General features: G+C 68.0%; 21 protein-coding genes. 13 read left to right on the top strand and 8 right to left on the bottom strand.

Annotated elements, in window-relative coordinates; translation table 11 throughout:
- From ACTWQN_RS23520 to ACTWQN_RS23500, 5 genes are all read left to right on the top strand, one after another.
- Positions 1–1,212, top strand: coding sequence for an acyl-CoA dehydrogenase family protein (locus tag ACTWQN_RS23520; protein ID WP_443205705.1), 1,212 nt, complete (start codon positions 1–3; stop codon positions 1,210–1,212).
- 78 nt (positions 1,213–1,290) lie between these two features.
- The gene (gene fabG, locus ACTWQN_RS23515) at positions 1,291–2,046 is read left to right on the top strand and encodes a 3-oxoacyl-ACP reductase FabG (protein WP_443205704.1); all 756 of its coding nucleotides are present in this window, start codon (positions 1,291–1,293) and stop codon (positions 2,044–2,046) included.
- Positions 2,046–3,230 carry an acyl-CoA dehydrogenase family protein gene (locus ACTWQN_RS23510; protein ID WP_443205703.1) on the top strand — a complete coding sequence of 395 codons (1,185 nt, stop codon included), beginning with the start codon at positions 2,046–2,048 and terminating at the stop codon, positions 3,228–3,230. Before fabG ends, ACTWQN_RS23510 begins: the two co-directional genes overlap by 1 nt.
- Complete coding sequence (locus ACTWQN_RS23505) at positions 3,227–4,345, top strand: acyl-CoA dehydrogenase family protein (protein WP_443205702.1); 1,119 nt, start codon at positions 3,227–3,229, stop codon at positions 4,343–4,345. The genes ACTWQN_RS23510 and ACTWQN_RS23505 overlap by 4 nt, the downstream gene beginning before the upstream one ends.
- Before the next feature lie 24 nt (positions 4,346–4,369).
- Positions 4,370–4,822, top strand: a complete 453-nt coding sequence (locus ACTWQN_RS23500) for a MaoC family dehydratase (protein ID WP_443205701.1) — start codon at positions 4,370–4,372, stop codon at positions 4,820–4,822.
- 71 nt (positions 4,823–4,893) lie between these two features.
- Here ACTWQN_RS23500 and ACTWQN_RS23495 read toward each other — a convergent pair whose 3' ends face one another.
- The 5 genes from ACTWQN_RS23495 to ACTWQN_RS23475 all read right to left on the bottom strand — a co-directional run bounded on the left by ACTWQN_RS23495 (position 4,894) and on the right by ACTWQN_RS23475 (position 10,536).
- On the bottom strand, positions 4,894–6,453 hold the full coding sequence (locus tag ACTWQN_RS23495) for an AbgT family transporter (RefSeq protein ID WP_443205700.1): 1,560 nt from the start codon (positions 6,451–6,453) through the stop codon (positions 4,894–4,896).
- 153 nt (positions 6,454–6,606) lie between these two features.
- A complete protein-coding gene (locus ACTWQN_RS23490) occupies positions 6,607–7,221 on the bottom strand; it encodes a TetR/AcrR family transcriptional regulator (protein ID WP_443205699.1) in 615 nt (204 codons plus the stop codon).
- Between the two features lie 80 nt (positions 7,222–7,301).
- The gene (locus ACTWQN_RS23485; protein ID WP_443205698.1) at positions 7,302–8,072 is read right to left on the bottom strand and encodes an SDR family oxidoreductase; all 771 of its coding nucleotides are present in this window, start codon (positions 8,070–8,072) and stop codon (positions 7,302–7,304) included.
- Positions 8,065–8,820, bottom strand: a complete 756-nt coding sequence (locus ACTWQN_RS23480; RefSeq protein ID WP_443205697.1) for an SDR family oxidoreductase — start codon at positions 8,818–8,820, stop codon at positions 8,065–8,067. The genes ACTWQN_RS23485 and ACTWQN_RS23480 overlap by 8 nt, the downstream gene beginning before the upstream one ends.
- 33 nt (positions 8,821–8,853) lie before the next feature.
- Entirely contained in the window at positions 8,854–10,536 is a 1,683-nt protein-coding gene (locus ACTWQN_RS23475; protein ID WP_443205696.1) for an AMP-binding protein, read from the bottom strand.
- Between the two features lie 198 nt (positions 10,537–10,734).
- Between ACTWQN_RS23475 and ACTWQN_RS23470 the strand changes: the two genes are divergently transcribed.
- The 3 genes from ACTWQN_RS23470 (at position 10,735) to ACTWQN_RS23460 (ending at position 13,163) form a co-directional block, all read left to right on the top strand.
- A complete protein-coding gene (locus ACTWQN_RS23470) occupies positions 10,735–11,712 on the top strand; it encodes a chitinase (RefSeq protein ID WP_443205695.1) in 978 nt (325 codons plus the stop codon).
- 169 nt (positions 11,713–11,881) lie between these two features.
- The gene (locus tag ACTWQN_RS23465) at positions 11,882–12,466 is read left to right on the top strand and encodes a DNA-binding protein (protein ID WP_443205694.1); all 585 of its coding nucleotides are present in this window, start codon (positions 11,882–11,884) and stop codon (positions 12,464–12,466) included.
- A gap of 40 nt (positions 12,467–12,506) precedes the next feature.
- On the top strand, positions 12,507–13,163 hold the full coding sequence (locus ACTWQN_RS23460) for an RES family NAD+ phosphorylase (RefSeq protein WP_443205693.1): 657 nt from the start codon (positions 12,507–12,509) through the stop codon (positions 13,161–13,163).
- 238 nt (positions 13,164–13,401) lie between these two features.
- Here ACTWQN_RS23460 and ACTWQN_RS23455 read toward each other — a convergent pair whose 3' ends face one another.
- Entirely contained in the window at positions 13,402–14,415 is a 1,014-nt protein-coding gene (locus ACTWQN_RS23455) for a TerC family protein (protein WP_443205725.1), read from the bottom strand.
- 567 nt (positions 14,416–14,982) lie between these two features.
- On the opposite strand from ACTWQN_RS23455, the gene ACTWQN_RS23450 reads away from it, so the two are divergent.
- Positions 14,983–17,742, top strand: a complete 2,760-nt coding sequence (locus tag ACTWQN_RS23450) for an alpha/beta fold hydrolase (RefSeq protein ID WP_443205724.1) — start codon at positions 14,983–14,985, stop codon at positions 17,740–17,742.
- Positions 17,743–17,807: 65 nt separating this feature from the next.
- Complete coding sequence (locus ACTWQN_RS23445) at positions 17,808–18,701, top strand: DUF2705 family protein (RefSeq protein WP_443205723.1); 894 nt, start codon at positions 17,808–17,810, stop codon at positions 18,699–18,701.
- A 69-nt stretch (positions 18,702–18,770) separates the two neighbouring features.
- Here ACTWQN_RS23445 and ACTWQN_RS23440 read toward each other — a convergent pair whose 3' ends face one another.
- Positions 18,771–19,211: a VOC family protein gene (locus ACTWQN_RS23440; RefSeq protein ID WP_443205722.1), complete on the bottom strand. Its 441-nt coding sequence runs from the start codon at positions 19,209–19,211 to the stop codon at positions 18,771–18,773.
- A gap of 111 nt (positions 19,212–19,322) precedes the next feature.
- Positions 19,323–21,479: an excinuclease ABC subunit UvrB gene (uvrB, locus tag ACTWQN_RS23435; RefSeq protein ID WP_443205692.1), complete on the bottom strand. Its 2,157-nt coding sequence runs from the start codon at positions 21,477–21,479 to the stop codon at positions 19,323–19,325.
- A 108-nt stretch (positions 21,480–21,587) separates the two neighbouring features.
- On the opposite strand from uvrB, the gene ACTWQN_RS23430 reads away from it, so the two are divergent.
- The 3 genes from ACTWQN_RS23430 (at position 21,588) to ACTWQN_RS23420 (ending at position 23,322) form a co-directional block, all read left to right on the top strand.
- Positions 21,588–22,019, top strand: a complete 432-nt coding sequence (locus ACTWQN_RS23430) for an SPW repeat protein (RefSeq protein ID WP_443205691.1) — start codon at positions 21,588–21,590, stop codon at positions 22,017–22,019.
- Positions 22,020–22,112: 93 nt separating this feature from the next.
- Positions 22,113–22,709: a ribonuclease FAU-1 family protein gene (locus ACTWQN_RS23425; RefSeq protein ID WP_443205690.1), complete on the top strand. Its 597-nt coding sequence runs from the start codon at positions 22,113–22,115 to the stop codon at positions 22,707–22,709.
- A 106-nt stretch (positions 22,710–22,815) separates the two neighbouring features.
- Positions 22,816–23,322, top strand: coding sequence for a hypothetical protein (locus tag ACTWQN_RS23420; protein WP_443205689.1), 507 nt, complete (start codon positions 22,816–22,818; stop codon positions 23,320–23,322).
- Positions 23,323–23,349 lie beyond the last annotated feature (27 nt).

Below are 23,349 nucleotides of genomic sequence, written 5' to 3'. Positions count from 1 at the left end.
ATGGATTTCGGATACGACGAACGCACCGAGGAGCTGCGCAAGCAGCTGCTCGACTTCATGGACTCGCACATCTACCCCGCCGAGCCGGTGTTCCTCGAACAGCTGGCCGCCGCCGACGACCCGTGGTCGGCGCACCCGCCGATCATGGAGGAGCTCAAGGCCGAAGCCCGCAGGCGCGGCCTGTGGAACCTGTTCCTGCCTGGCGAGCACGGTGCCGGGCTGACCAACCTGCAGTACGCGCCGCTCGCCGAGATCATGGGCCGGGCCGGTCGGCTGGCCCCGGAAGCCACCAACTGCGCCGCGCCGGACACCGGCAACATGGAGGTGCTGGCGCAGTTCGGCACCGAGCAGCAGAAGAAGCAGTGGCTGCGGCCGTTGCTGGACGGCGAGATCCGCTCGGCGTTCTGCATGACCGAACCCGACGTCGCCTCCTCCGACGCCACCAACATCGGAACCCGCATCGAACGCGACGGCGACCACTACGTGATCAACGGCCACAAGTGGTTCTCCTCCGGCGCGATGAGCCCGCGCTGCAAGATCCTGATCGTGATGGGCAAGACCGACCCCGAGGCGCAGCGGCACCGCCAGCAGAGCCAGATCCTGGTGCCCAAGGACGCCCCCGGCGTGCAGATCAAACGCGGCATGCACGTGTTCGGCTACACCGACGCCGACCACGGTGGACACGCCGAGATCGTGTTCGACAACGTCCGCGTGCCGGTGGACAACATCGTCGCCGGGGAGGGCGAGGGCTTCGCGATCGCCCAGGCCCGGCTCGGGCCGGGCCGCATCCACCACTGCATGCGGGCCATCGGGATGGCCGAACGCGCGCTGGAGCTGATGTGCCGACGCGTGAACGAGCGGGTCGCCTTCGGCAAGCCGCTGGCCGACCAGGGCGTGGTGCAGCACTGGATCGCCGAGTCGCGGGTGAAGATCGAGCAGGCCCGGTTGCTGGTGCTCAAGACCGCCTGGCTGATGGACACCGTCGGCAACCAGGGTGCGCACACCGAGATCCAGGCCATCAAGGTCGGCGTGCCGGAGATGACCACCTGGGTGATCGACCGCGCCATCCAGGCGCACGGGGGCGGCGGCGTCAGCCAGGAGTTCCCGCTGGCCAACCTCTACGCGCACGCCCGGACACTGCACATCGTCGACGGCCCCGACGAGGTGCACCGCCGCTCGCTGGCCCGCCGGGAGCTGAAGAAGTACCGCTGAACGGTTCGTGAGCGGCAAGTGCGGTAAGAACCGGATGTACCCCAACCAACCACTACCGAACCCCCGCAAGGAGATCCAATGGCTGAAAGCCGTGTCGCCATCGTCACCGGAGCCGCTCGTGGCATCGGCGCCGCCACCGCCAAGCGCCTGGCCGAAGACGGCTTCGCCGTCGCGGTCATCGACCTCGACGAGAAGCAGTGCGCCGACACCGTGTCGGCCATCGAGTCGGCCGGTGGCAAGGCGCTGGCCGTCGGCGCCGACGTCAGCGACGCCGGGCAGGTGCAGGCCGCGGTCGACCGCATCGCAGCGGCGCTCGGCGGCCCCACGGTGCTGGTCAACAACGCGGGCGTCATCCGGGACAACCTGCTGTTCAAGATGTCCGAGGACGACTGGGACACCGTGATGAACGTGCATCTGCGGGGTGCGTTCCTGATGAGCCGCGCGGTGCAGAAGCACATGGTCGAGGCCGGGTGGGGCCGCATCGTCAACCTCTCCAGCACCTCGGCGCTCGGCAACCGCGGTCAGGCGAACTACTCCACGGCCAAGGCCGGTATGCAGGGCCTGACCAAGACGCTGGCCATCGAACTCGGCAAGTTCGGCGTCACCGCGAACGCCATCGCACCCGGCTTCATCGCCACCGACATGACGAAGGCCACCGCCGCGCGGGTCGGGGTGGACTTCGACGACTTCGTCACGGCCGCGGCGAACAGCATTCCGGTGGCCCGGGTCGGCCAGCCGGAGGACATCGCCAACACGGTGTCGTTCTTCGTCGACCAGCGCTCCGGCTTCGTCTCCGGCCAGGTGATCTACGTGGCCGGTGGGCCGAAGGCGTGATGACGGTGGACGCCGACGAACTTCGCGGTCGGGTGGCGGAATTCCTCGCCGCGAACGATCCGGCCGAGCTGGATCGGCTGGAGTTCCTGCGGGCGCGCTTCGACGCCGGGCTGGCGTGGGTGCACTTCCCGGCCGGGCTCGGTGGTCTGGGCGCGGCGCGGGAGCTGCAGCCGGTGGTGGATGCCGCGTTCGCGGCGGCCGGTGCGCCGGACAACCGGCCGCACCGCAACAGCATCGGCCTGGGCATGGCCGCGCCGACGATCCTGCGCTTCGGCAACGATGAGCAGCGCCGCCGCTACCTGCGTCCACTATGGACCGGCGAGGAGGTCTGGTGCCAGCTGTTCAGCGAACCCGGCGCGGGCTCGGACCTCGCGGGGCTGGCGACCCGGGCGGTGCGGGATGGCGACGAGTGGGTGCTCGACGGGCAGAAGGTGTGGACGTCGCTGGCGCACCAGGCCCGCTGGGCGATCCTGGTCGCCCGCTCCGATCCGGACCAACCCAAGCACAAGGGCCTGACCTACTTCATCTGCGACATGACCGCGCCGGGCGTGGAAGTCCGCCCGCTGCGGCAGATCACCGGTGAGGCGGAGTTCAACGAGGTGTTCCTGACCGGGGTGCGGATCCCGGACGCGCAACGCCTCGGCGAGGTCGGTCAGGGCTGGCAGGTCGCGCTGGGCACGCTGATGAACGAGCGGGTGGCCATCGGCGGTCGCGCGCCCGCGCGGGAAGGCGGCATGATCGGCATCGCCGCGGGGGCCTGGCGCGACCACCCGGAGAAGCGCACCAGTGGCCTGCACAACCGGTTGCTGCGGCTGTGGGTGGACGCCGAGGCAACCCGGCTGACCAGCCTGCGGCTGCGCCAGCAGCTCGCGGCCGGTGATCCGGGGCCGGAGGGTTCGGCGGTCAAGGTGGCCTTCGCCGAGCTGAACCAGGCGATCACCGGCTTCGAGCTGGAGTTCCTCGGCGAGGCGGGGTTGGCCTACGACGACTGGACGTTCCGCCAGCCGGAGTTCGCCGACTTCGCCAAGCGCGGCCCGGGTTTCCGGTACCTGCGGGCGAAGGGCAACTCCATCGAGGGCGGCACCACGGAGATCCTGCGCAACGTCATCGCCGAACGGGTGCTCGGGCTGCCGCCGGAGATCCGCACCGACAAGGATCGGCCGTGGAAGGAGCTGCCGCGATGACCACCCCGGATCTGCTCTACAGCGAAGTGGAAGAGGATCTGCGGGCGAACGTCCGCCGCCTGCTGCGGGACCGCTGCGACTGGACGGCCGTGCTGGCCCGCTGCGAAACCGACGAGCCCTACGACCTGGCGTTGTGGCGCACCCTCGCCGGGGAGCTCGGTCTCGCCGCGTTGCTGGTGCCCGACGAGTTCGGCGGTGCCGGGGCCAGCGCGCGGGAACTGTCGGTGGTGGCCGAGGAAATCGGCGCATCCGTCGCGCCGGTGCCGTTGCTGAGCAACGTGCTGACCACCGCCGCCCTGGTGTGCTGCGCGGATCAGCCGCGGATTCGGGAGATCCTGCCGCAGCTCGCCGACGGCTCGCAGCTCGGCACCGTCGCCGTCGGGTTGACCACGGTGCCCTACGGGGCCTTTCCGCAGTCGGTGAAGGCCGACGGCGCCACGCTGACCGGTGCGGTGTCGGCGGTGGTGGACCTGGAGGTCGCCGACTACGTCGTGGTGCCCGCGGCGGACGCCGACGGTGCCGCGCTGTACCTGGTGGACACCTCGGTGTCCGGGGTGTCGCGAACCGCGACGACACCGCTGGACCTCACCCGCCGGTTCGGCACGCTCACCCTCGACGGCGCGGTCGGCGAGCGGATCGCCGCCGGTGCCGACGCCGAGCGATTCCTGCGGCGGGCGCTGGTCACCGCGGCCGGGCTGCTGGCCGCCGAGCAAGTGGGGTTGGCCCAGCGCTGCCTGGACGCCACAGTGGACTACGCCAAGACCCGCTACCAGTTCGGCCGCCAGATCGGCTCGTTCCAGGCGGTCAAGCACCGGCTGGCCGACCTGTGGGCCGGGGTGAGCTCGGCGCGGGCCGTGGCCCGCAATGCCGCCGACGCGCTGGCCCGCGGCGACGACGAGACCGAACTCGCGGTCGCCATCGCCCAGGCCTACTGCTCGGACCTGGTCGTGCTGGCCGCCGAAGAGCACCTGCAGTTGCACGGCGGCATCGGGATGACCTGGGAGCACCCGGCCCACCTGTACCTGGGGCGGGCCAAGAGCTCCCAGCTCACCTTCGGCAGTGCCGACGTCCACCGGCAGCGCATCGGCGAACTCGCCGACCTGCCGATGCCCTAGCTTTGTCTCCCAAGGAGGTTCGCGTTGCGAGTGTTCAGCAGCAAGGAAGAGGTCATCGCCGCCAAGGGTGAGCGGCTCGGCACCAGCGAATGGCTGACGGTCACCCAGGAGCAGGTGAACCAGTTCGCCGACGCCACCCTGGACCACCAGTGGATCCACATCGACGTCGAGCGCGCCAAGCAGGGCCCGTTCGGCGGCCCCATCGCGCACGGGTTCCTCACCCTGAGCCTGCTGCCGAAGCTGAATTCCGAGACCTACCGGTTCGAGGGCGCCAAGATGGGGATCAACTACGGCCTGAACAAGGTCCGCTTCCCCAGCCCGGTCCCGGTCGGCTCCCGCGTCCGCTCGACGACGGAACTGGCGGATGTGACCGAAGTGGACGGTGGACTCCAGCTGGCGATCAAGGTAACGGTGGAGATCGAAGGCGCCGGAAAACCCGCCTGCGTAGCGGAATCCCTCTCCCGCGTCATCTTCTGACACATGGGTGAGGGGCACCCGTGACCAAGTTACTGGGTCACGGGTGCCCCTCACCTTTCACCCTTCCGGGGTTATGGGCCGATGTGGATGTCCATGCCTGGGCCTAGGGGTAGGTCGGCGAAGTAGAAGACTGTCAGGATCAGGGCCCAGACCAGCCAGAACGGGGCCACGAACGGGACCATGCGGGCCACCAGGGTGCCGATGCCCGCATTCGGTTCGTAGCGGCGCAGATAGCCCAGGATGATGATCATGTACGGGTTCAGCGGGGTCATGATCTGGGTCGCCGAGTCGCCCACCCGGAACGCCGCCTGCGCGAAGCCGGGTTCGAAGCCCAGCAGCGCGAACATCGGCACGAACACCGCCGCCATCAGCGTCCACAGGCTGGAACCGGAGATGATGAACAGGTTCAGCACCGACGCCAGCACCATGAACCCGAGGAATGCCGGGTACCCGTCCAAGTTGAGCACGCGCAGCAGGTCCGCGCCGGAAACCGCCACCCACGAACCGAGATTCGTCCAGTTGAACAGCGCGATGAACTGGCCCAGCATGAACGCCAGCACCAGGAATCCGGTGAGATCCCGCAGCGCGGCGGCCATCAGCTTCGGCACGTCCCCGGCCCGCTCGATCGATCCCGCGATCGCGCCGTAGGCGATGGCCGGTACCGCGAAGCCCAGGAAGATCAGCGTGGTCACCGAATCCAACAGCGGGGATGTCGGCAGGAATCCGCCGGTTTCGTTGCGCAGCGGCGAATTCGGCCACAACACCAGCAGCAGCACCAGCCCGAACGTGATCAGGAACGCCACGCCCGCCCAGATCAGCCCGCGGCGCTCGGCGGGCTCCAACCCCACCTTCACCTCGGGTTCGTCCACCGCGTCCACCTGCTCGCGGGGCACCCCGGTGCGCACCATGCGCGGCTCGATGACCTTGTCGATCAACACCCCGGCGAGCAGTCCGAGCACGATCGAGGAGGCCAGGTTGAAGTAGTAGTTCGACACCGGCGTGACCATGGTGCCGGGATCCGGCAGGGTTTCGGCGACCTTGTTGCTGATCCCGGAGAACAGCGCGTCGAGGCTGGTGACCACCGGCGCGGTGGAGTACCCGGCGCCGACGGCGGCGAAGCCGCCCAACAGTCCGGCGACCGGGTGCCGTCCGGCCGCCTTGAACACCAGCGCGGCCAGCGGCGGAATGATGATCATCGAGGAATCCGCCATCACGCTGGCCGAAATCCCGACCAGCCCCACCGCGTACGGCAGCACCCAGCGCGGTGCCCCGCCGAACGCGGCCCGGATCAACGCGGTGAGCATGCCGGTTCGTTCGGCCAGCCCCACCGCGAGCATGATCGTGACCACGGTTTCCAGCGGCGGGAACCCGATGAAGTTCTCCGCCATCTTGGTGAACAGGAACTCCAGGCCTTCGCCGCTGAGCGCGCCCCGGATCGGCGTCACCTCGTCGGCACCGGGGATCTGGACCGTGACGCCGAACGCCGCGACCACGGTGGACACCGCCACCACGATCAGGAAGAGCAGCCCGAACAGCAGGAACGGCTGGGGGAGCTTGTTTCCGATCCGTTCGACCAGGTTCAGCACCCGGTCGATCCTCGGCGGCTGGGCGGCGCGGGTCTCACTGCTCATGCTGGCTCCTGCCACGTGATCTCACGAGAAACGCAAGCCGTAGCGAACCTTTCCGACAACCCGCGGCGCAACCCCCAGCGGCAGAATTATCGATCAGCGCAACACACCCGAAACCCCGCGAGTGGCCCGTCCAGTCTCAACCGGACAAAACACTCACGGGCGCAGCGATGTCAGGAGGAGGTCGGCGAACTGCTCGCCCACGTCCTCGCCGGTGAGCTTGCCGTCCTTGCGGAACCACGTGCCCAGGTGGTGCACCGCGCCGAAGAAGAAGTCCACCACCAGATCCGCCGACTTGTCCGATCGGAACACCCCGGAGAGCTGGCCTTCTTCGATGAGCTCGCGCACCCGCTCGTGGTATCGCCGCCGCTCCGCGCGGACCTCGGCCTGCTTGTCCGGATGCAGCAGGTGCATCGAGCGGAAGAAGATCACCGTGTCGTCGAGGTTCGCGGCCGTGGTGGCGACCACGTCGGCGGCGACCGCGTGCAACCGCTGTTGCACCGGGGCGTCGCTTTCGGCCGCGCTCTCCATCCGCGCGTGCTGGACCCGCAGCACCCGCGCGTAGATCTCGTAGAGCAGGTCGTCCTTCGAGCCGAAGTAGTGGTACATCGCACCCTTGGTGACCCCGGCGGCGTCCACGATCTGCTGCACGGAGGTCATCTCGAAGCCCTGCTCGGCGAACAACCGCGTGGCCACGGCGAGCAGCCGCTGCGGAACCGGTTCAACACCCACTGCCGTGCCGGCGGTGGTGCGACCGTTCGCCCGCGCCATGTCTACCTCCCCTGTCGGTTCGCTCAGCGTATCGACCGGCCGGTCCGGCCTGCGGCGGACCGGCCTGTCGATACGTCCCGCTACTCCACCTTGCGCTGCAGCTTCCGCATGCCAGCCTGCCACCGCTGCGGCTCTCCGGCGCGCAGCGCGTAGTAGTCGGCGACCTCCGGGTGCGGCAGGATCAGGAACTCCCCGCTGTCCAGGGACTCGGCGACCACCTCGGCCACTTGCTCCGGCTCCAGCGCACCATCGTCCAGGATCGCCTTGCCCGCCCCGCTGCTGCCGAGCATGTTGGTGCGGACCCCTTGCGGGCACAGCGCCTGCACCGTGATGCCGCGGTCGCCGTAGGTGATCGCCAGCCATTCGGCGAAGCCGAGCGCGGCGTGCTTGGTCACCGAGTACGGCGCCGCCGTCAGCATCGTCAGCAGACCGGCCGCCGACACCGTCGCCAAGAAATGTCCTTGCCCGCGCTCCAACCAGTGCGGCAGCACCGCGCGGGCAGCGCGGACGTGCGCCATCACGTTGACGTCCCAGGACTGCGCCCAGTCCGCCTCGTCGGCCTCCGGCCCACCGCCGCGCGCGATCCCGGCGTTGGCGCAGAACAGGTCGATCCGCTCGTGTTCGCCCAGCGCGGCGTCGACCAGCGCGCGCACGCCGTCCTCGCTGGCCGCGTCACCGGGCACCGCGATGCCGCCGACCTCGGTGGCCACCCGGCGAACCGCGTCGGCGTCCAAATCGCCCAGTACGACCTTCGCGCCGGATCCGGCGAACTTCCGGCTCAGCGCGGCACCGATGCCATTACCCGCACCGGTGATCACCACGACCGCATCGGCAAGCCGCAACTCACACACCGCCCTTCAGCGTCACACCGCCGTCGAGCACCAGGATCTGCCCGGTGATCCAGGAAGCCTCGTCGGAGAGCAGGAACGCCGCCGCACCGCTGATGTCGGAGGGAACACCCAAGCGCCGCAACGGGTAGTTCGCGGCGACCTCGTCCTCCTTGTTCTCGTACAGCGCGGTCGCGAACTTCGTCTTCACCACGGCCGGGGCGAGGCCGTTGACCCGGATGTCCGGGCCGAGCTCGACCGCGAGCTCCTTGGTCAGGTGCACCAGCATCGCCTTGGTGCCGCCGTAGAGTCCGATGCCCGGTGCCGGTCGCAGCCCGGCCACCGACGAGATGTTGAGCACCGAGCCGCCGTGTTCCCGCATCCACGCCCGGTAGACCTGTTGGGTCCAGGACAACGCGGCGAGCACGTTGACCTCGAACACCTTTCGCACGACCCCGTGTTCCAGGTCGATCAGCGGACCGTAGGCGGGGTTGATGCCGGTGTTGTTGACCAGCATGTCCACCCGGCCGAAGGTGGCCACCGTCTCGGCGACCGCCGCGGCCTGATGTTCCTCGTCGTCGGCCTTGCCGGTGATGCCGAGCGCGTTCTCGGCGCCGCCGAGGCCGTGCACGGCCTCGGCCAGCGGTTCGGGTTTGCGCGCCGTCAGCGTCACCTTCGCCCCTTCGGACACCAGCCGCTCGGCGATGGCCAGGCCGATGCCTCGGCTCGCCCCGGTCACGATCGCCACCCGACCGTCAAAACGCTTGCCCATCGAATTCCTTCCTCTCGCTGCCGCTCGAACGGCTCAGTCCTGTCCCGCCGCCGCGGCCCGGGCGGTGTCCCGCAGCTGACGACGGAGGATCTTGCCGGTTGCGGTCTTGGGCAATTCGTCGAGGATCTCGATGCTGCGCGGGTACTTGTACGCGGCGAGCTGCTGCTTGCAGTACGCCACGAGCTCGTCGGCGGTGGCCGAAGCGCCGTTGCGCAGGCTCACGTAGGCCTTGACCGTTTCGCCGCGGTAGGAATCGGGCACGCCGACCACCGCGACCTCCCGCACCGCCGGGTGTCCATATAGGACGTCTTCGATCTCGCGCGGCCAGACCTTGAAGCCGGAAGCGTTGATCATGTCCTTTTTCCGGTCCACCACGTAGAACCAGCCCTGCGCGTCCATGAACCCGACGTCGCCGGTGCGCAGCCGTCCGTCCCGGATGCCCGCCGCGGTCTCCTCGGGTTTGTTCCAGTACGACGGCACCACCATCGGTCCGTCGACCACGATTTCGCCGACTTCACCGGCTGGCAGGTCCTCGCCCGCGTCGTCGACGATGCGCAGCACGGTGTTGTAGGTGGGCAGACCGACGCTGAGGGTGCCCGAGACCTCGTCGACCGGTGCTTCCAGGTGCGCGGGCACCGAGGTGGCCGTCGCGGTCGTCTCGGTCAGGCCGTAGCCGTTTCGGATGTAGTGGCCGAACCGCGCGCGGAAGGCGGTCACGACCGCCGACGGCAGCGGTGCGCCACCGGAGTACACCAGTTCCAGCGAAGCGAAGTGGTCGGTGGTCACATCCGGATGGTTCATCAGCGCCATGTACGCAGTGGACGGTCCGACCATGTAGCAGGGCCGGTGCTCGGCGAGCGCGTCGAGCACCACGCCGGGTTCGAACCGGTACACCAGGTCGAGCTGCCGCCCGAGCGCCAGCGCGCCGCCGAGTTGGCAGACCAGACCGGTGATGTGGAACAGCGGGGCGAGCCCGAAGATCCCCGCACCGCCCAGTCCTTCGATGCGGGTCCGCATGCCTTCGGCGTTGAACACCACGTTGCCGTGCGTGTTGGTGGCTCCCTTGGGCACCCCGCTGGTCCCGGAGGTGTAGACGAGCAGCGCGATGTCCGAACTGGACGGTGAGATCTCCGGTGGCCGCGCTCCGGCGTGCGCCCGCGCGATCGCCAGCAGGTCGACGCATCCGGCGGCCGGACGGCGTTCGATCCTGCTGAACAGCCGCGGATCGTGCCGGGTCTGCAGGTCGAGTTCGCTGGTGGTGATGGCGACCCGCACCCCGGCGGGACCGGCGACCGCGCCGAGCGCGTCGTGCCAGCCCTGCTCGGAGGAGATGACGGCGACGGGCTGCGCGTCGCTGAGGATCTTGGTCAGCTCGCGGGTCCGGTACATCGGGTTGAGCGGCACGACGATCGCACCGGCCTTCCACCCGGCCAGCAACGCGATGGCGAACTGCGGCACGTTCTGCAGGTACAGCGCCACCCGGTCGCCCCGGCCGACCCCCTGTTCGACCAGGTAGTGCGCCAGACCGTCGCTGAGCTCGTCGAGCTGCCGGTAGCTGAGCCGACCGTCGAAGTAGGTGATGGCCACCCGGTCCGGATGGTCGCGGCGGGTGGCGGCGAACAGTTCGAGCATGTTGTCGAACCGGGGCTCGATCGCCGGGGGCAGCGCGTCCTCGTAGAGCGCCAGCCAAGGTCGTTGGTCGTACACGCTGCCCAACGCGCCACCTCCACATCGAGACCGACCAGTCGGTACGTCCAGTCAACGGGGCATGGGCGGTCCCGTCAACCCTCGGCCGCATGCGGTGCTCCGAGTGGCCCAATCCGCGCTTCGCAACCTCGCCAAATCCTTGACCGCGCAACTGGTCTAGTCCATTTTGCGAGAACATCATCCGGCGCTAACCCACGGAGGCCCCGCATGACCAGACGACTGGCCGCGCTCGCCGCGGCCGTCCTGACCGCACTCGCATTCGTCCCCACCGCCTCGGCCACCACCCCGCAAGCACTGCCGAAGCACCAGCTCACCGGCTATTGGCAGAACTTCGTCAACAATGCCGCGCCGCTGCGGATCAGTGATGTTTCGGCGAATTACGACGTCATCGTGCTGGCTTTCGCCAATGCCGACCCCGCCCGACCCGGCGCGGTCACCTTCACCGTCGACCCGCAACTGGCCACCGCACTCGGCGGATATTCCGACGAACAACTCAAAGCAGACATTGCCGCCAAGAAGGCCGAGGGCAAGACATTCGTGCTGTCCATCGGCGGCGAAAAGGGAAATGTCGACCTGGGCGGTGAAACCAACGTCGCGAACTTCGTAGACTCGGTTGGAAAAATATTAACCGATTACGGCATCAATGGGTTGGACATTGACCTGGAGCACGGCCTCAACGTCCCCAACACGACCAGCGCCATCCAGCAACTGCGCGACCAGGTCGGTGACGGCTTCGTGCTCACGATGGCGCCGCAGACCCTCGACGTGCAGCCCGGCGGCTCGTACCTGGAGCTGATCAACAACGTCAAGGACATCGTCACCGTCGTGCACACCCAGTACTACAACTCGGGTTCGATGAACGGCTGCGACGGACAGGTCTACAGCCAGGGTTCGGTCGACTTCATCACCGCCCAGGCGTGCATCCTGCTGCAAGTGCTTCGTCCGGACCAGGTCTCGCTGGGCCTACCGGCATCCGCGTCGGCGGCCGGTAGCGGCTACGTGGACCCGGCGGTCATCAACAACGCGCTGAACTGCCTGACCGCGGCCACCGACTGCGGCCAGTACGTCCCCGAACAGCCGCACCCCGAACTCAGCGGCGTGATGACCTGGTCGATCAACTGGGACGCCAGCAGCGGCAACGCATTCTCCGACCCTGTTCGGGCGCATTTGGACACCCTGCCGTAATCAACTTCGCCTCCGGCGGGGTGTTTCGGACCACGTTTACGCCAAAGAACACCCCGACCGGAGCCAGAAGTCCGTCACAGTGCGCAATCCACATGCTACTAAAAGTGATATTTCGCACTCGGCGCACGTTCGCGCACACATTTCCGCAATCTCGCGTTACTCTGGAGCTATGTCAGCCGCGCTGGAGACCGTGTTGGCACGTGCCGGTTTAAAGGTCACCGCCAACGAATTCCTGAATCTGGTCGAGGATGCCGCCAAGAAGCTCACCTCGCCCCAGGTCGACCCAGCTGCGCACTTCACCGAGGCGGAGCGAGTCGCACTCGCCGAGGCAGGCCTGGACCTGACGCCGCTCAGCGATGACGAGGTCGACCCGCGGGCGCGGACCGTCGCCGAACAGGCCGTGCTGCGCGACACCGCGCTGTCGGTCAACCAGGCCGCCGAGCGGATCGGGGTGGACAGCAGCCGAATCCGCCACCGCGTCAGCGAACGACGGCTGATCGGCTGGAAGGACCGCGGCGGGTGGCGATTGCCCGCCTGGCAGTTCACCGAGACCGACGTGCTGCCCGGCCTGGACACGGTGCTGGCGTTGATGCCCATCGACCAGCCCGCGCTCGTGCTGGCCAACTTCATGACCACGCCGCAGGAGGACCTCGAACTCGGGGACCGGCCCGCGAGCCCGCGCGAGTGGCTGCTGGCAGGCGGTGACCCGCAGCGGGTGGCCGATCTCGCCGCGACGATCGGCACCCCGGCCTGAGCGCTCTCCCCCACCTTCGAGACCCCATCCCAGGACCTCCATGGCACGGCTACCCCAGCCGCCTGCGCCCGCTGCGCTGCAGGCAATGCTCCGGCGCACCGAGGACGTCATCGCGGTGCCCGCTGGCACTCGCCTGGTGCGCGTGTTCACCTCCGGGGGCAACCACCCCCAGCAGTGGAACAGCTTCCGCTACGCCGGACCGCTGCCGCACGCCAGATTCGACCCGCACCTGCCCAACACCCAGGGTGGTCCGACGGTCACCCGGGAACACGGGGTGCTGTACTTCTCGCTGTCGGTGCAGACCTGCATCGCCGAGGTCTACCAAGCGACGTCCACAGTGGATCGCCGGACGCGCAGCCCGCACCTGGTGCTGTTCCGTCCACGTCGGACGCTTCGGCTGCTGGACCTGACCGGCCTGTGGCCCACCCGGGCGGGTGCCTCGCAGGCGATCAACAGCGGTCCCAAGCTGCGCACCCAGGCCTGGGCGCGCGGGATCCGCGCGGCGTACCCGGAGCTCGACGGACTCTGGTACCGGTCCTCGATGGACGCGGGCAATCCGTCGCTGTGCCTGTGGGATCCACCGGCGGCGACCGCACTGCCGGACTCCCCGGACGTGCTGTTGCCGCTGAGCCACCCGGGCCTGGACGTACCCCTGGGCCGAGTGTGCAAAGAACTCAGCTACACCCTGCTCGACTGACCACTTCGCCCAAGCAACCCCGCAACACCGCGTTCGGGTGATGGGTGAAGAGTGAAGGGCACCTTCGACCGGCATACCCGGCAAAAGGTGCCCTTCACTCGGAAAAAATCAACCGAAGGGACCGCGATTCGGTGGGTCCTGCGGCGCGGGATCGTCTCGATCGGGTCGTGAGTGAAGGGCACCTTTCACCAACTTAGTTGGTAAAAGGTGTCCTTCACCTCGCTTGGAGCTAACGCTGTCAGGCGTTTTCGGCTGCTTCTTGTTCTTGGGTTTCGGCATCCTTCTTGGACTTCGCCATGCTCGCCCAGGTGGTGATGGCCAGCACGACGACGATGACCGACAAGGACATCCAGTTGTTGATCTCCAGCCAGTCCGGCACCAAGTGGTACTCGTGGAACGCGTGCAGGATCAGCTTGATGCCGATGAAGCCGAGGATCACCGCCAGGCCCACCGACAGGTAGACCAGCTTGTCCACCAGGCCGCCGAGCAGGAAGTACAGCTGCCGCAGGCCCATCAGGGCGAACGCGTTGGCCGTGAAGACCAGGAACGGATCCTGGGTGATGCCGAAGATCGCCGGGATCGAGTCCACCGCGAACAACAGGTCCGCGCTGCCGATCGCGACGATCACCACGAACATCGGAGTCAGGAACCGCTTGCCGTCGATCTTCACGCTCGACTTGGCGCCGTGGTACTCCTGGGTGACCGGGAACACCTTGCGGACCCAGCGGACCACGGCGTTCTCCTGGTACTCCTCGTCCTCGTCCTTCTTGCGCACCATGCTGTACGCGGTCCAGATCAGGAAACCGCCGAAGATGAAGAACACCCAGACGAACTGCGCGATCAACGCGGCACCGATCGCGATGAAGATGCCGCGCATCAGCAGCGCGAGCAGGATGCCGATCAACAGCACCCGGTGCTGGTGAATCGACGGAACCGCGAAGCTGGACATGATCACCATGAAGATGAACAGGTTGTCCACGCTCAGCGAGTACTCGGTGATGTATCCGGTGAAGTACTCGATCGCGAAGCGCGAGTCACCGAACAACCACACTCCGACTCCGAAGAGGATCGCGCAGCCCACGTAGAACACGACCCACTTGGCGGCTTCGCCAGTGGTCACCTCGTGCGGCTTGCGGTCCACGATCACCAGGTCGAGCAACAGCAGCAGCGCGAGACCGCCGAGCGTGGCGGCCCAAACCCACCACGCAACGTTCAGCCGCTCGACCTCGGCCTGCGCCTGCTGGGCAAGCATTGTCACGTCGACACCCATCCACAACCTCCGGTTCAGGGCACATGCGCCGGGGACCGGAGGTCTCTTCCACCAGTCTTAGACCGGTCGACGGCACCGGGCTTGTCCAGGCAAGTTCCGTGATGACGACACCGTCGCGAAGGAATACTCCCCTCCACCTACTTGTCAAGATTGTCACTTATGCACGGGTTCGAACACCAGCCGGGGTAGGTATCCGCAACGAAAGTCACGCGGCAAGCGAACTAGTGCGCTACTCAGCGCAGCAGCGCCTGACGCAGGGGCACCACAGCGATGACGGCAACGGGATCATTGCGTCCCAAGCGATCATGGTTAAGATCACCACCACCCGGCCACACCGGAGACCGCACGCGGGGATGCGGCACGGCCTAGGCGGCGGGCACGACGAGGTGTCCGGTTGCTGTTTGGTCTCTGCTTCATAGCGTCTTTGCCCTCGCCCGCGTCTGGATAGAACTGGTGCCGCTGTCTTCCCCTACTGTCAAAAGCGTGTCCGCCTCCCCCCGTCGCCGCAGGGGCCTCGTCCTGATCGCCCTGTCCTGCATCGCCATTGTGATGCTTGGCGCCTACCTGTGGTCCGGTCAAGAGCAACCGGCCGCCGCCCCGGAAGTGCCGCGGGAAGCGATGTTGGACGTGTTGGACGGCCCCAGCGGCACCGAGCGGGTGCAGATCGACGTCACGCTGTTCGCCCCGGCCGACACCCCGGCACCGGCGATCCTGCTCGCACACGGGTTCGGCGGCAGCAAGAACGACACCGCGGCCCAGGCGCAGGAACTGGTCCGCCGCGGATTCACCGTGCTGACCTACTCCTCGCGCGGCTTCGGCCGCAGCACCGGTGAGATCGCCCTGAACGACCCCGATTACGAGGTGGCCGACGCGCACCAGCTGCTGGACTGGCTGGCGCGCCAGCCGGAGGTGCTGCGCGACGGCGAAGGCGATCCGCGGGTCGGCGTCACCGGCGGCTCCTACGGCGGCGCGCTGAGCCTGCTGCTGGCGGGCACCGATCCCCGGGTGGATGCGATCGCGCCGGTGATGACCTACAACGACCTCGGTCAGGCGCTGCTGCCCAACGACGCGTCCCGCGACCGGATCGACGGCGGCACCCCGGCCGGGGGATCGTTGAACGACCAGGGCGTGTTCAAACAGGCTTGGGCGGGTCTGCTGTTCTCGGCGGGCAGCTCACCGGAACAACGCGTCGGCAACCGCTCGCAGGCGTTGCCGTCGCCCGACGGCGGCTCCGCGGGCATGCGCACCGACTCCCAAAGCCAGCCGCTGACCTGCGGGAACTTCACCTCGCAGGTGTGCGCGGCCTACACCGAGGTAGCCCAGACCGGACGGGCCGGGACAACCACCCTGGACCTGCTCGACCGGGTCTCCCCGAAGTCGGTCACCGCCAACATCAACGTGCCGACGCTGCTGGTGCAGGGCGAACGGGACACCCTGTTCGGTCTGGACCAAGCCGATGCCAACGCCCGGCAGATCGCCGCGGCTGGCGGCAAGGTCAAGATGATCTGGTTCGCCGGTGGCCACGACGGCGACCCGCCCGATCCGGCCCTGCAGGAACGCATCGCCGACTGGTTCGCCTTCCACCTCGGCGGGGTGCCGCCGGTGCCCGACCCCGGAACCGGTTTCGACTACGACATCGCCGGTCGGCCCCAGCGCGACGGTGACATCCCGGTGCGCACCGTGTCCGCTCTCGCCTACCCGGGTGTGCTGGCGGAGCGCACGCCGCGCTTCGCCTTGCGGCTGACCGGACCGGTCACCCAGGTGATCAATCCGCCGGGTGGCAGTCCGGCGGCCACCAGTTCGCTGCCGGGCGCGGGAGAGGTGCTGGACGCCGCGGGCAGCCTCGGCCAATCGCTGGCCCGCGACCTGCCCGGCCAGGTCGCGGTGTTCCGCACCGAACCGCTGGACAGCCAGCTGCTGATCTCCGGCACCGCGCACACCCGGCTTTCGGTGGCGTCGGTGCCGGGCCAGCCAGCGACCGGCGATGCGGTGCTGTTCGCCAAGCTCTACGACATCGGCCCGGACCAGCAGCGCAGCCTGCTCGGCAACGCCGTGTCACCGCTGCACGTCACCAACCTCCCGGCGGATGGCACCCCGGTGGACGTGGACGTGGCGCTGCCGGGTGTGGTGCACCCGCTGGAGACCGGCCACCGGCTGGAGCTGGCGGTGGCGACCACCGATCAGGCGTACGCGTTACCAACGGAACCGGCAGTGCACCGCATCGGCCTGGCCGGTGACGGCGCGGTGTCGATCCCGTCGGTGCGCGGCGCCACGACGAGCGCCAACGCCGTGCCGGTGGCGCCGCTGGTCGGCATCGGCGCGATCATCGCGCTGTTGCTGCTGGTGTGGGTGCTCTCGCTGATCCGCCGCAAGAGCACCGACGACGTCGACCCGCTGCTGACCGACACGCCGCTGATGATCGCCGGACTGACCAAGTCGTACCCGGACAAGCCGACCGCGGTCCAAGATCTGTCGATCCGCTTGGAACGCGGTCAGATCGTGGGGCTGCTGGGGCCCAACGGGGCGGGCAAGACGACGACGCTGCGGATGCTGCTGGGGCTGCTGGGGCCCAGTTCCGGGCAGATCCGGTTGTTCGGCCACCGGTTGGTCGCCGGTGCCCCGGTGCTGTCCCGGGTCGGTTCGCTCGTGGAGATGCCGGGCTTCCTGCCGCACCTGTCCGGTTTGGACAACCTGCGGTACTACTGGGCGGCGACCGGGCGGCCGATGCTGCAGGCCCGCTTCGACGAAGTGCTCCAGATCGCCGGGCTGGGCACCGCGGCTCGCCGCCGGGTGCGCACCTACAGCCAGGGCATGAAGCAGCGGTTGGCGATCGCGCAGGCGATGCTCGGGTTACCGGAGCTGCTGGTGCTCGACGAACCGACCAACGGGCTGGATCCGCCGCAGATCCACCAGATGCGCGAGATCCTGCGCCGCTACGCGGCCACCGACCGCGCGGTGCTGGTGTCCAGCCACCTGCTCGCCGAAGTCGAGCAGACCTGCACGCACGTCGTGGTGATGCACAACGGTCGGCTGGTGGCGGCGGGCAGCGTGGCCGAGATCGTGTCGGTCGACGGCGAGGCGACCTTCCGGGTCGACGAGCCGGAGCAGGCCGCCGAGGCGCTGCGCACCATCGAAGGGCTCGGCCTGGTGGAGACCGACGGCGACCTGGTGCACGCCAACCTCGCCGGACATCCGGCGGCGGTGGCGGTCAACGTGCTGGTCGCCTCCGGGGTCTCGGTGCACCAGGTGGGGCCGCGACGTCGGTTGGAAGACGCTTTCTTGCAGCTGGTCGGGGAGGATCACCGGTGACCGACTCCGAACAGGTCAAGATCGGGGAACAGGCCGAGGTAGAGGAACAAGCCAAGGTCGGGCAGCTGGACATCGCGGAAACCGCGCTGGTGCGCGCCAGCCGTCGTCACGCGGCCCAGGCCGACGGCAGCGTCGAGGGCTACCGGGCGACGCGGACGCTGCCGGTGCGGGTGGAGCTGGCGCGGCAGCTGCGCCGCCGCCGCACCCGGCTGGCGCTGGGTTTCCTGGCGGTGCTGCCGTTCCTGCTGTTGCTGGCGTTCGAGATCGGCGACGACGGTTCGCGCGGCGGCCGGACGCTGGCCGACATGGCCACCGCCAGCGGCCTGAACTTCACGGTGTTCACCCTGTTCGCCTCGACCAACTTCCTGCTGGTCGTGGTGGTGGCGCTGTTCTTCGGCGACACGGTGGCCAGTGAAGCATCGTGGTCGAGTCTGAAGTACCTGCTGGCCGCGCCGATTCCGCGCATCCGGTTGCTCCGGCAGAAAGCGGTGGTTTCGGCGCTGTTGTCGGGATTCGGACTGCTGCTGCTCGCCGCGGTCGCCCTCGGGGTGGGCCTGCTGTGGTACGGCAGCGGAGAACTGGTCAGCACCACCGGCGAGGCGGTGCCCTTCCTGACCGGAGTGCTGAGCGTCGCGTTGGCGACGGTGTACCTGGCGGTGCACCTGACCTGGATCGCCGGGCTGGCGCTGTGGCTGAGCGTCAGCACGGACGCCCCGCTGGGTGCGGTGGGCGGAGCCGTGGTGGTGTCGATCCTGTCGGAAATCCTCGACCAGATCACGGCTCTCGGCGAGCTGCGCAGCTACCTGCCGACGCACTACTCGACGGCCTACTCGGACCTGCTGAGCGAGGACATCGACTGGACGGCGATGACCCACGGCGCTTTCGCCGCCCTGGCCTACGCAACGGTGTTCACCGCCCTGGCGATCTGGCGCTTCCACCGCAAGGACATCACCAGCTGAGCGGAAATACCGGGCGAACGGCGCTCGCCCGGTTCTTCCAGGCGAAAGCGCCGTTGTCCCGGCCACGTGTCACTGCACGCAGAACTCGTTTCCTTCGGGGTCCTGGAGGACGACGCAGTAGCCATTTGGTTCGTCGACCTCGCGGATGTAGGTGGCGCCCAGGACCTTGAGGCGGTCGACGTGCTCGGCCACGATCTCGCGGCGCTGCGCGGTGTTGTCGAGCGCCAGACCGCGCTGCGAGACGTTGATGTCCAGGTGCACCCGGTTCTTGACCGTCTTGCCCTCCGGCACCCGTTGGAACAACACCCGAGGCCCCTTACCCGCTGGATCCACCACCGCGTTGAGGTCGCCCCACTTGTCCTCCGGCAGCCCGATCTTCTCCGCGAACTGCTGCCACGACTCGAAGCCCGGTGGCGGCGGCTGCAACTCGTACTCCAGCGCCACCGCCCAGAACTGCGCCAACCGCGTCGGATCGTGCGCATCAAAAGTCACCTGGAACCCCAGGCCCATCACGACCACCTCCTGCGCGCACCCTAGGAGCAACCCCCGACAACCAGGCGGAGTTCAGCACCGGTCTCCGGAAATTCATCGTCCACGCAGAGCTTCGACGCGGCGACACCATCACTTGATGCCAGCGGCGTCCATGCCTCGGAGTTCCTTCTTGAGGTCGTGGATCTCGTCGCGGAGGCGGGCGGCGAGCTCGAACTGCAGCTCGCGGGCCGCGTTCATCATCTGGTCGTTGAGCTGCTGCACCAGGTCCGCCAGTTCGGCGCGCGGCATCGACTTGATGTCGCGGTCCTCCAGCAACCCGGCGCTGGCCACGGCCTCCCCGGTCGGCTTCTTGCCGCGCGAGACGTTGCGGCCCGAACCGCCGACGGCCACCGACTCCTCGGTGTCGTCGGACTCGGAGTACACCCGGTCCAGGATGTCGGCGATCTTCTTGCGCAACGGCTGCGGATCGATGCCGCGTTCTTCGTTGTAGGCCCGCTGCTTGGCGCGGCGCCGATTGGTCTCGTCGATGGCGTGCTGCATCGAGTCGGTGATCCGGTCCGCGTACATGTGCACCTGGCCCGAGACGTTGCGCGCCGCGCGGCCGATCGTCTGCACCAAACTGGTGCCGGAGCGCAGGAATCCCTCCTTGTCGGCGTCCAGGATGGACACCAGGGAGACCTCGGGCAGGTCCAGGCCCTCGCGCAGCAGGTTGATGCCGATCAGCACGTCGAACTCCCCCAGGCGCAGCTGCCGCAGCAGCTCCACCCGTCGCAGGGTGTCGACCTCGGAGTGCAGGTAGCGCACCCGGATGCCCAGCTCCAGCAGGTAGTCGGTGAGGTCCTCGGCCATCTTCTTGGTCAGCGTGGTCACCAGCACCCGCTCGTCGCGTTCGGCGCGCTCCCGGATCTCGTGCACCAGGTCGTCGATCTGGCCTTCGGTGGGCTTGACGATCACCTCCGGGTCGATCAACCCGGTCGGCCGGATGACCTGCTCGACGAACTCGCCACCGGCCTGCGCCATCTCGTACGGGCCCGGCGTCGCCGACAGGTACACCGACTGGCCGATCCGGTCGGTGAACTCCTCGAAGGTCAGCGGCCGGTTGTCCAGCGCGCTGGGCAGCCGGAAGCCGTGCTCGACCAGGGTCCGCTTCCGCGAAGCGTCGCCCTCGTACATGCCGCCGATCTGCGGCACCGTGTAGTGCGACTCGTCGATGACCAGCAGGAAGTCGTCCGGGAAGTAGTCGATGAGGGTCGCTGGCGCCGACCCGGCCGGGCGGCCGTCGATGTGCCGCGAGTAGTTCTCGATGCCGGAGCAGAACCCGACCTGGCGCATCATCTCGATGTCGTACTGGGTGCGCATCCGCAGCCGCTGCGCCTCAAGCAGCCTGTTCTGCCGCTCCATCATCGCCAACTGCTCTTCGAGCTCCGCCTCGATACCCCGGATGGCCTTCTCCATCCGGTCCGCGCCGGCCACGTAGTGCGTCGCCGGGAAGATCCGCAGTTCCTGCACCTCGCGCACGATCTCACCGGTCAGCGGGTGCAGGTAGTGCAACCGGTCGATCTCGTCGCCGAAGAACTCCACGCGCACCGCGAGCTCCTCGTAGGCCGGGATGATCTCCACGGTGTCCCCGCGCACCCGGAACGTGCCGCGGGCGAACGCGATGTCGTTGCGGGTGTACTGCACGTCCACCAGCGCGCGCAGGAACACGTCGCGGTCGACCTCGCCGCCGATCTCCAGCGGGATGGACCGGTCCAGGTACGACTGCGGGGTGCCCAGGCCGTAGATGCAGGACACCGAGGAGACCACCACGCAGTCGCGGCGGCTGAGCAGGTTGGAGGTCGCGGAGTGCCGCAGCCGCTCGACGTCCTCGTTGATCGAGGAGTCCTTCTCGATGTAGGTGTCGGTCTGCGGGACGTAGGCCTCGGGCTGGTAGTAGTCGTAGTAGCTGACGAAGTACTCGACGGCGTTGTCCGGGAAGAAGCCACGCAGCTCGTTGGCCATCTGGGCGGCCAAGGTCTTGTTCGGCTCCAGCACCAGGGTGGGCCGCTGGACGCGCTCGATCAGCCAGGCGGTGGTCGCCGACTTGCCGGTGCCGGTGGCGCCGAGCAGCACGACGTTCTTCTCCCCCGAGGAGATGCGCCGCTCCAGGTCCTCGATCGCCTGCGGCTGGTCACCGGCCGGTTGGTAGTCGCTGACCATGCGGAACCGGGCATCGGTCCGCGGGATGTCGCTGACCGGCCGAAACTCGGAGTGCGCCAGTACGGGGTGCTCAGTCGCAAATGCCACGACAACCAATGTACGAGCCCACCCCGACATCGTGCTGCGTCACGGGGTGCCCAAACGGCGACCAGGGCAGATAATGGATTGCGTCACCCCAGTGCTGGAGGTGGTGTGATGTCGGGCAGCACGCCTATCGCCGGGCATCCGGATCTCACCGAGATGCGCCTGCGCTACGAGCGGGCCTCGGAAACTCCGACCGCTCAGGTGGCGAACGGCTTCACCGTGCTCGGTGGCCTGTTCGTCGCACTGTCGCCGTGGATCACCGGGTTCGCCGCCTTGACCCCGTCATTGGCGCTGAACAACCTGATCACCGGCCTGACCGCCACCGTTCTCGGACTGGCGTTCGCGGCCGCCTACCACCGCACGCACGGCATCGCCTGGACCTGTCCGGTGCTGGGTGTGTGGACGATCGTGGCCGTGTTCGTGCTCAGCGGTACCGCCATCACGCTCAGCACGGTGTTGTGCAACGTGATCGGCGGGGCGGTCCTGATCCTCGCGGGTTTGGGGGTCATGGCCCCGGCCATGGTCTCCCGCGCGACGACCTGACCCCGACTGATCGGAGGTGACGCATCAGAAGTGGCGAACAGAAAGCGGGCGCGACGCCCTTCGAGCGTCGCGCCCGCCGCATACAGTGGCAGGGTGACCACGCAGCACGAGATTGCCGAACGGCTCGGTCTGCCCGTCCACCCGCCGAAGGTCGAGATCTTCGACCTTTCCGCAGGTACCAACACCGACCCCAAAGGCCGCGTGCGCATGGTAGCGGAATTCCGCCGCACGCAGTTCGGTCTTTACCTGGCCCGCAGCACGCCGGGGCACCCCCGCATCGCGGCCCTCGAATCCTGGCTGCTGCCTGACCTGGGGCTGCGCGTGACCCGCTGGTACTGGCATCCCGGCCATGCCGAGGACTTCGACTTCTACCTGGACGTGGTGGACGTCGAGCCCGGCGAGCAGCAGTGGCGCACCGTTGACCACTACCTGGACCTCGCGGTGCGGGATCGGCACTCCGCGCAGTTGTTGGACATCGACGAATTCGTGGTCGCCGTGCAGGCAGAATTGTTGGACGCCGAGACCGCGCAGCGCGCGATGCGACACGCCTGCGCAGCCGTGGACGGACTCGCCCGGCACCAATACGATCTGGCGAAGTGGTTGCGGGACAACGAAATCGAGCTGTCCTGGCGTGGGCAACCGGTCGAGGATCTCGTGCCTGAGCAGCGAATGCTACCGCCAACCCGGTGACAGCGGGCGTCTGGCGCGAATCGATATTCGACGCGCTCCAAAAAGTTACGTTAAAAACCGCTACTGTTGATCTTAAAGCGCAGTTTTGCCATTAATGTCTGACGCCGTGAGCGCTGCGATCTCTCCCCAATTGGTGGAAGTTATCGACGTCTTCAGCTCGCGGCGTAGGCAGCCTTCCGGCTTCGTTGCGCAGTTGGACGTCTGCCACGTCGAGCGCTGGGGACTCGCCGTGGAGTGTTCGACGCCGGATGCCGAGGAGCACGACGCCGAGATCACCTGGCTGCTGCCCGAACTCGGACTGCGCCTGACCCGCTTCCGCCCGCGCAGCAGGCATTCGCTACCGGGTCCCAGCACGCTCACCGCGGTCCACATCGAGCGCGAAACCCGCTCGTGGACCACCACCGACCTGTTGCTCGGCCTGCAGATCGGGGACTACGGCCGCGCGCGGATCACCCATGCCGCCGAGTTCGCCGCCGCGGTGGCCAGCGGCATGATCCGCCTCAGCGAGGCCGACTACGCGCTGCGCACCGTCCACCGCACGCTGGAGGAAGTCAGCCGACACCGGGACATCAACCAGTGGCTGGCCCACCGAGGCATCTTCGAAGCCTGGTGATCACCGAATCGGGCGAGCAGTGAAGGG

The sequence above is a fragment of the Saccharopolyspora antiqui genome (assembly GCF_052246905.1).
Lineage (GTDB): Bacteria > Actinomycetota > Actinomycetes > Mycobacteriales > Pseudonocardiaceae > Saccharopolyspora.
This window is presented reverse-complemented; position numbering and strand designations above follow the sequence as displayed.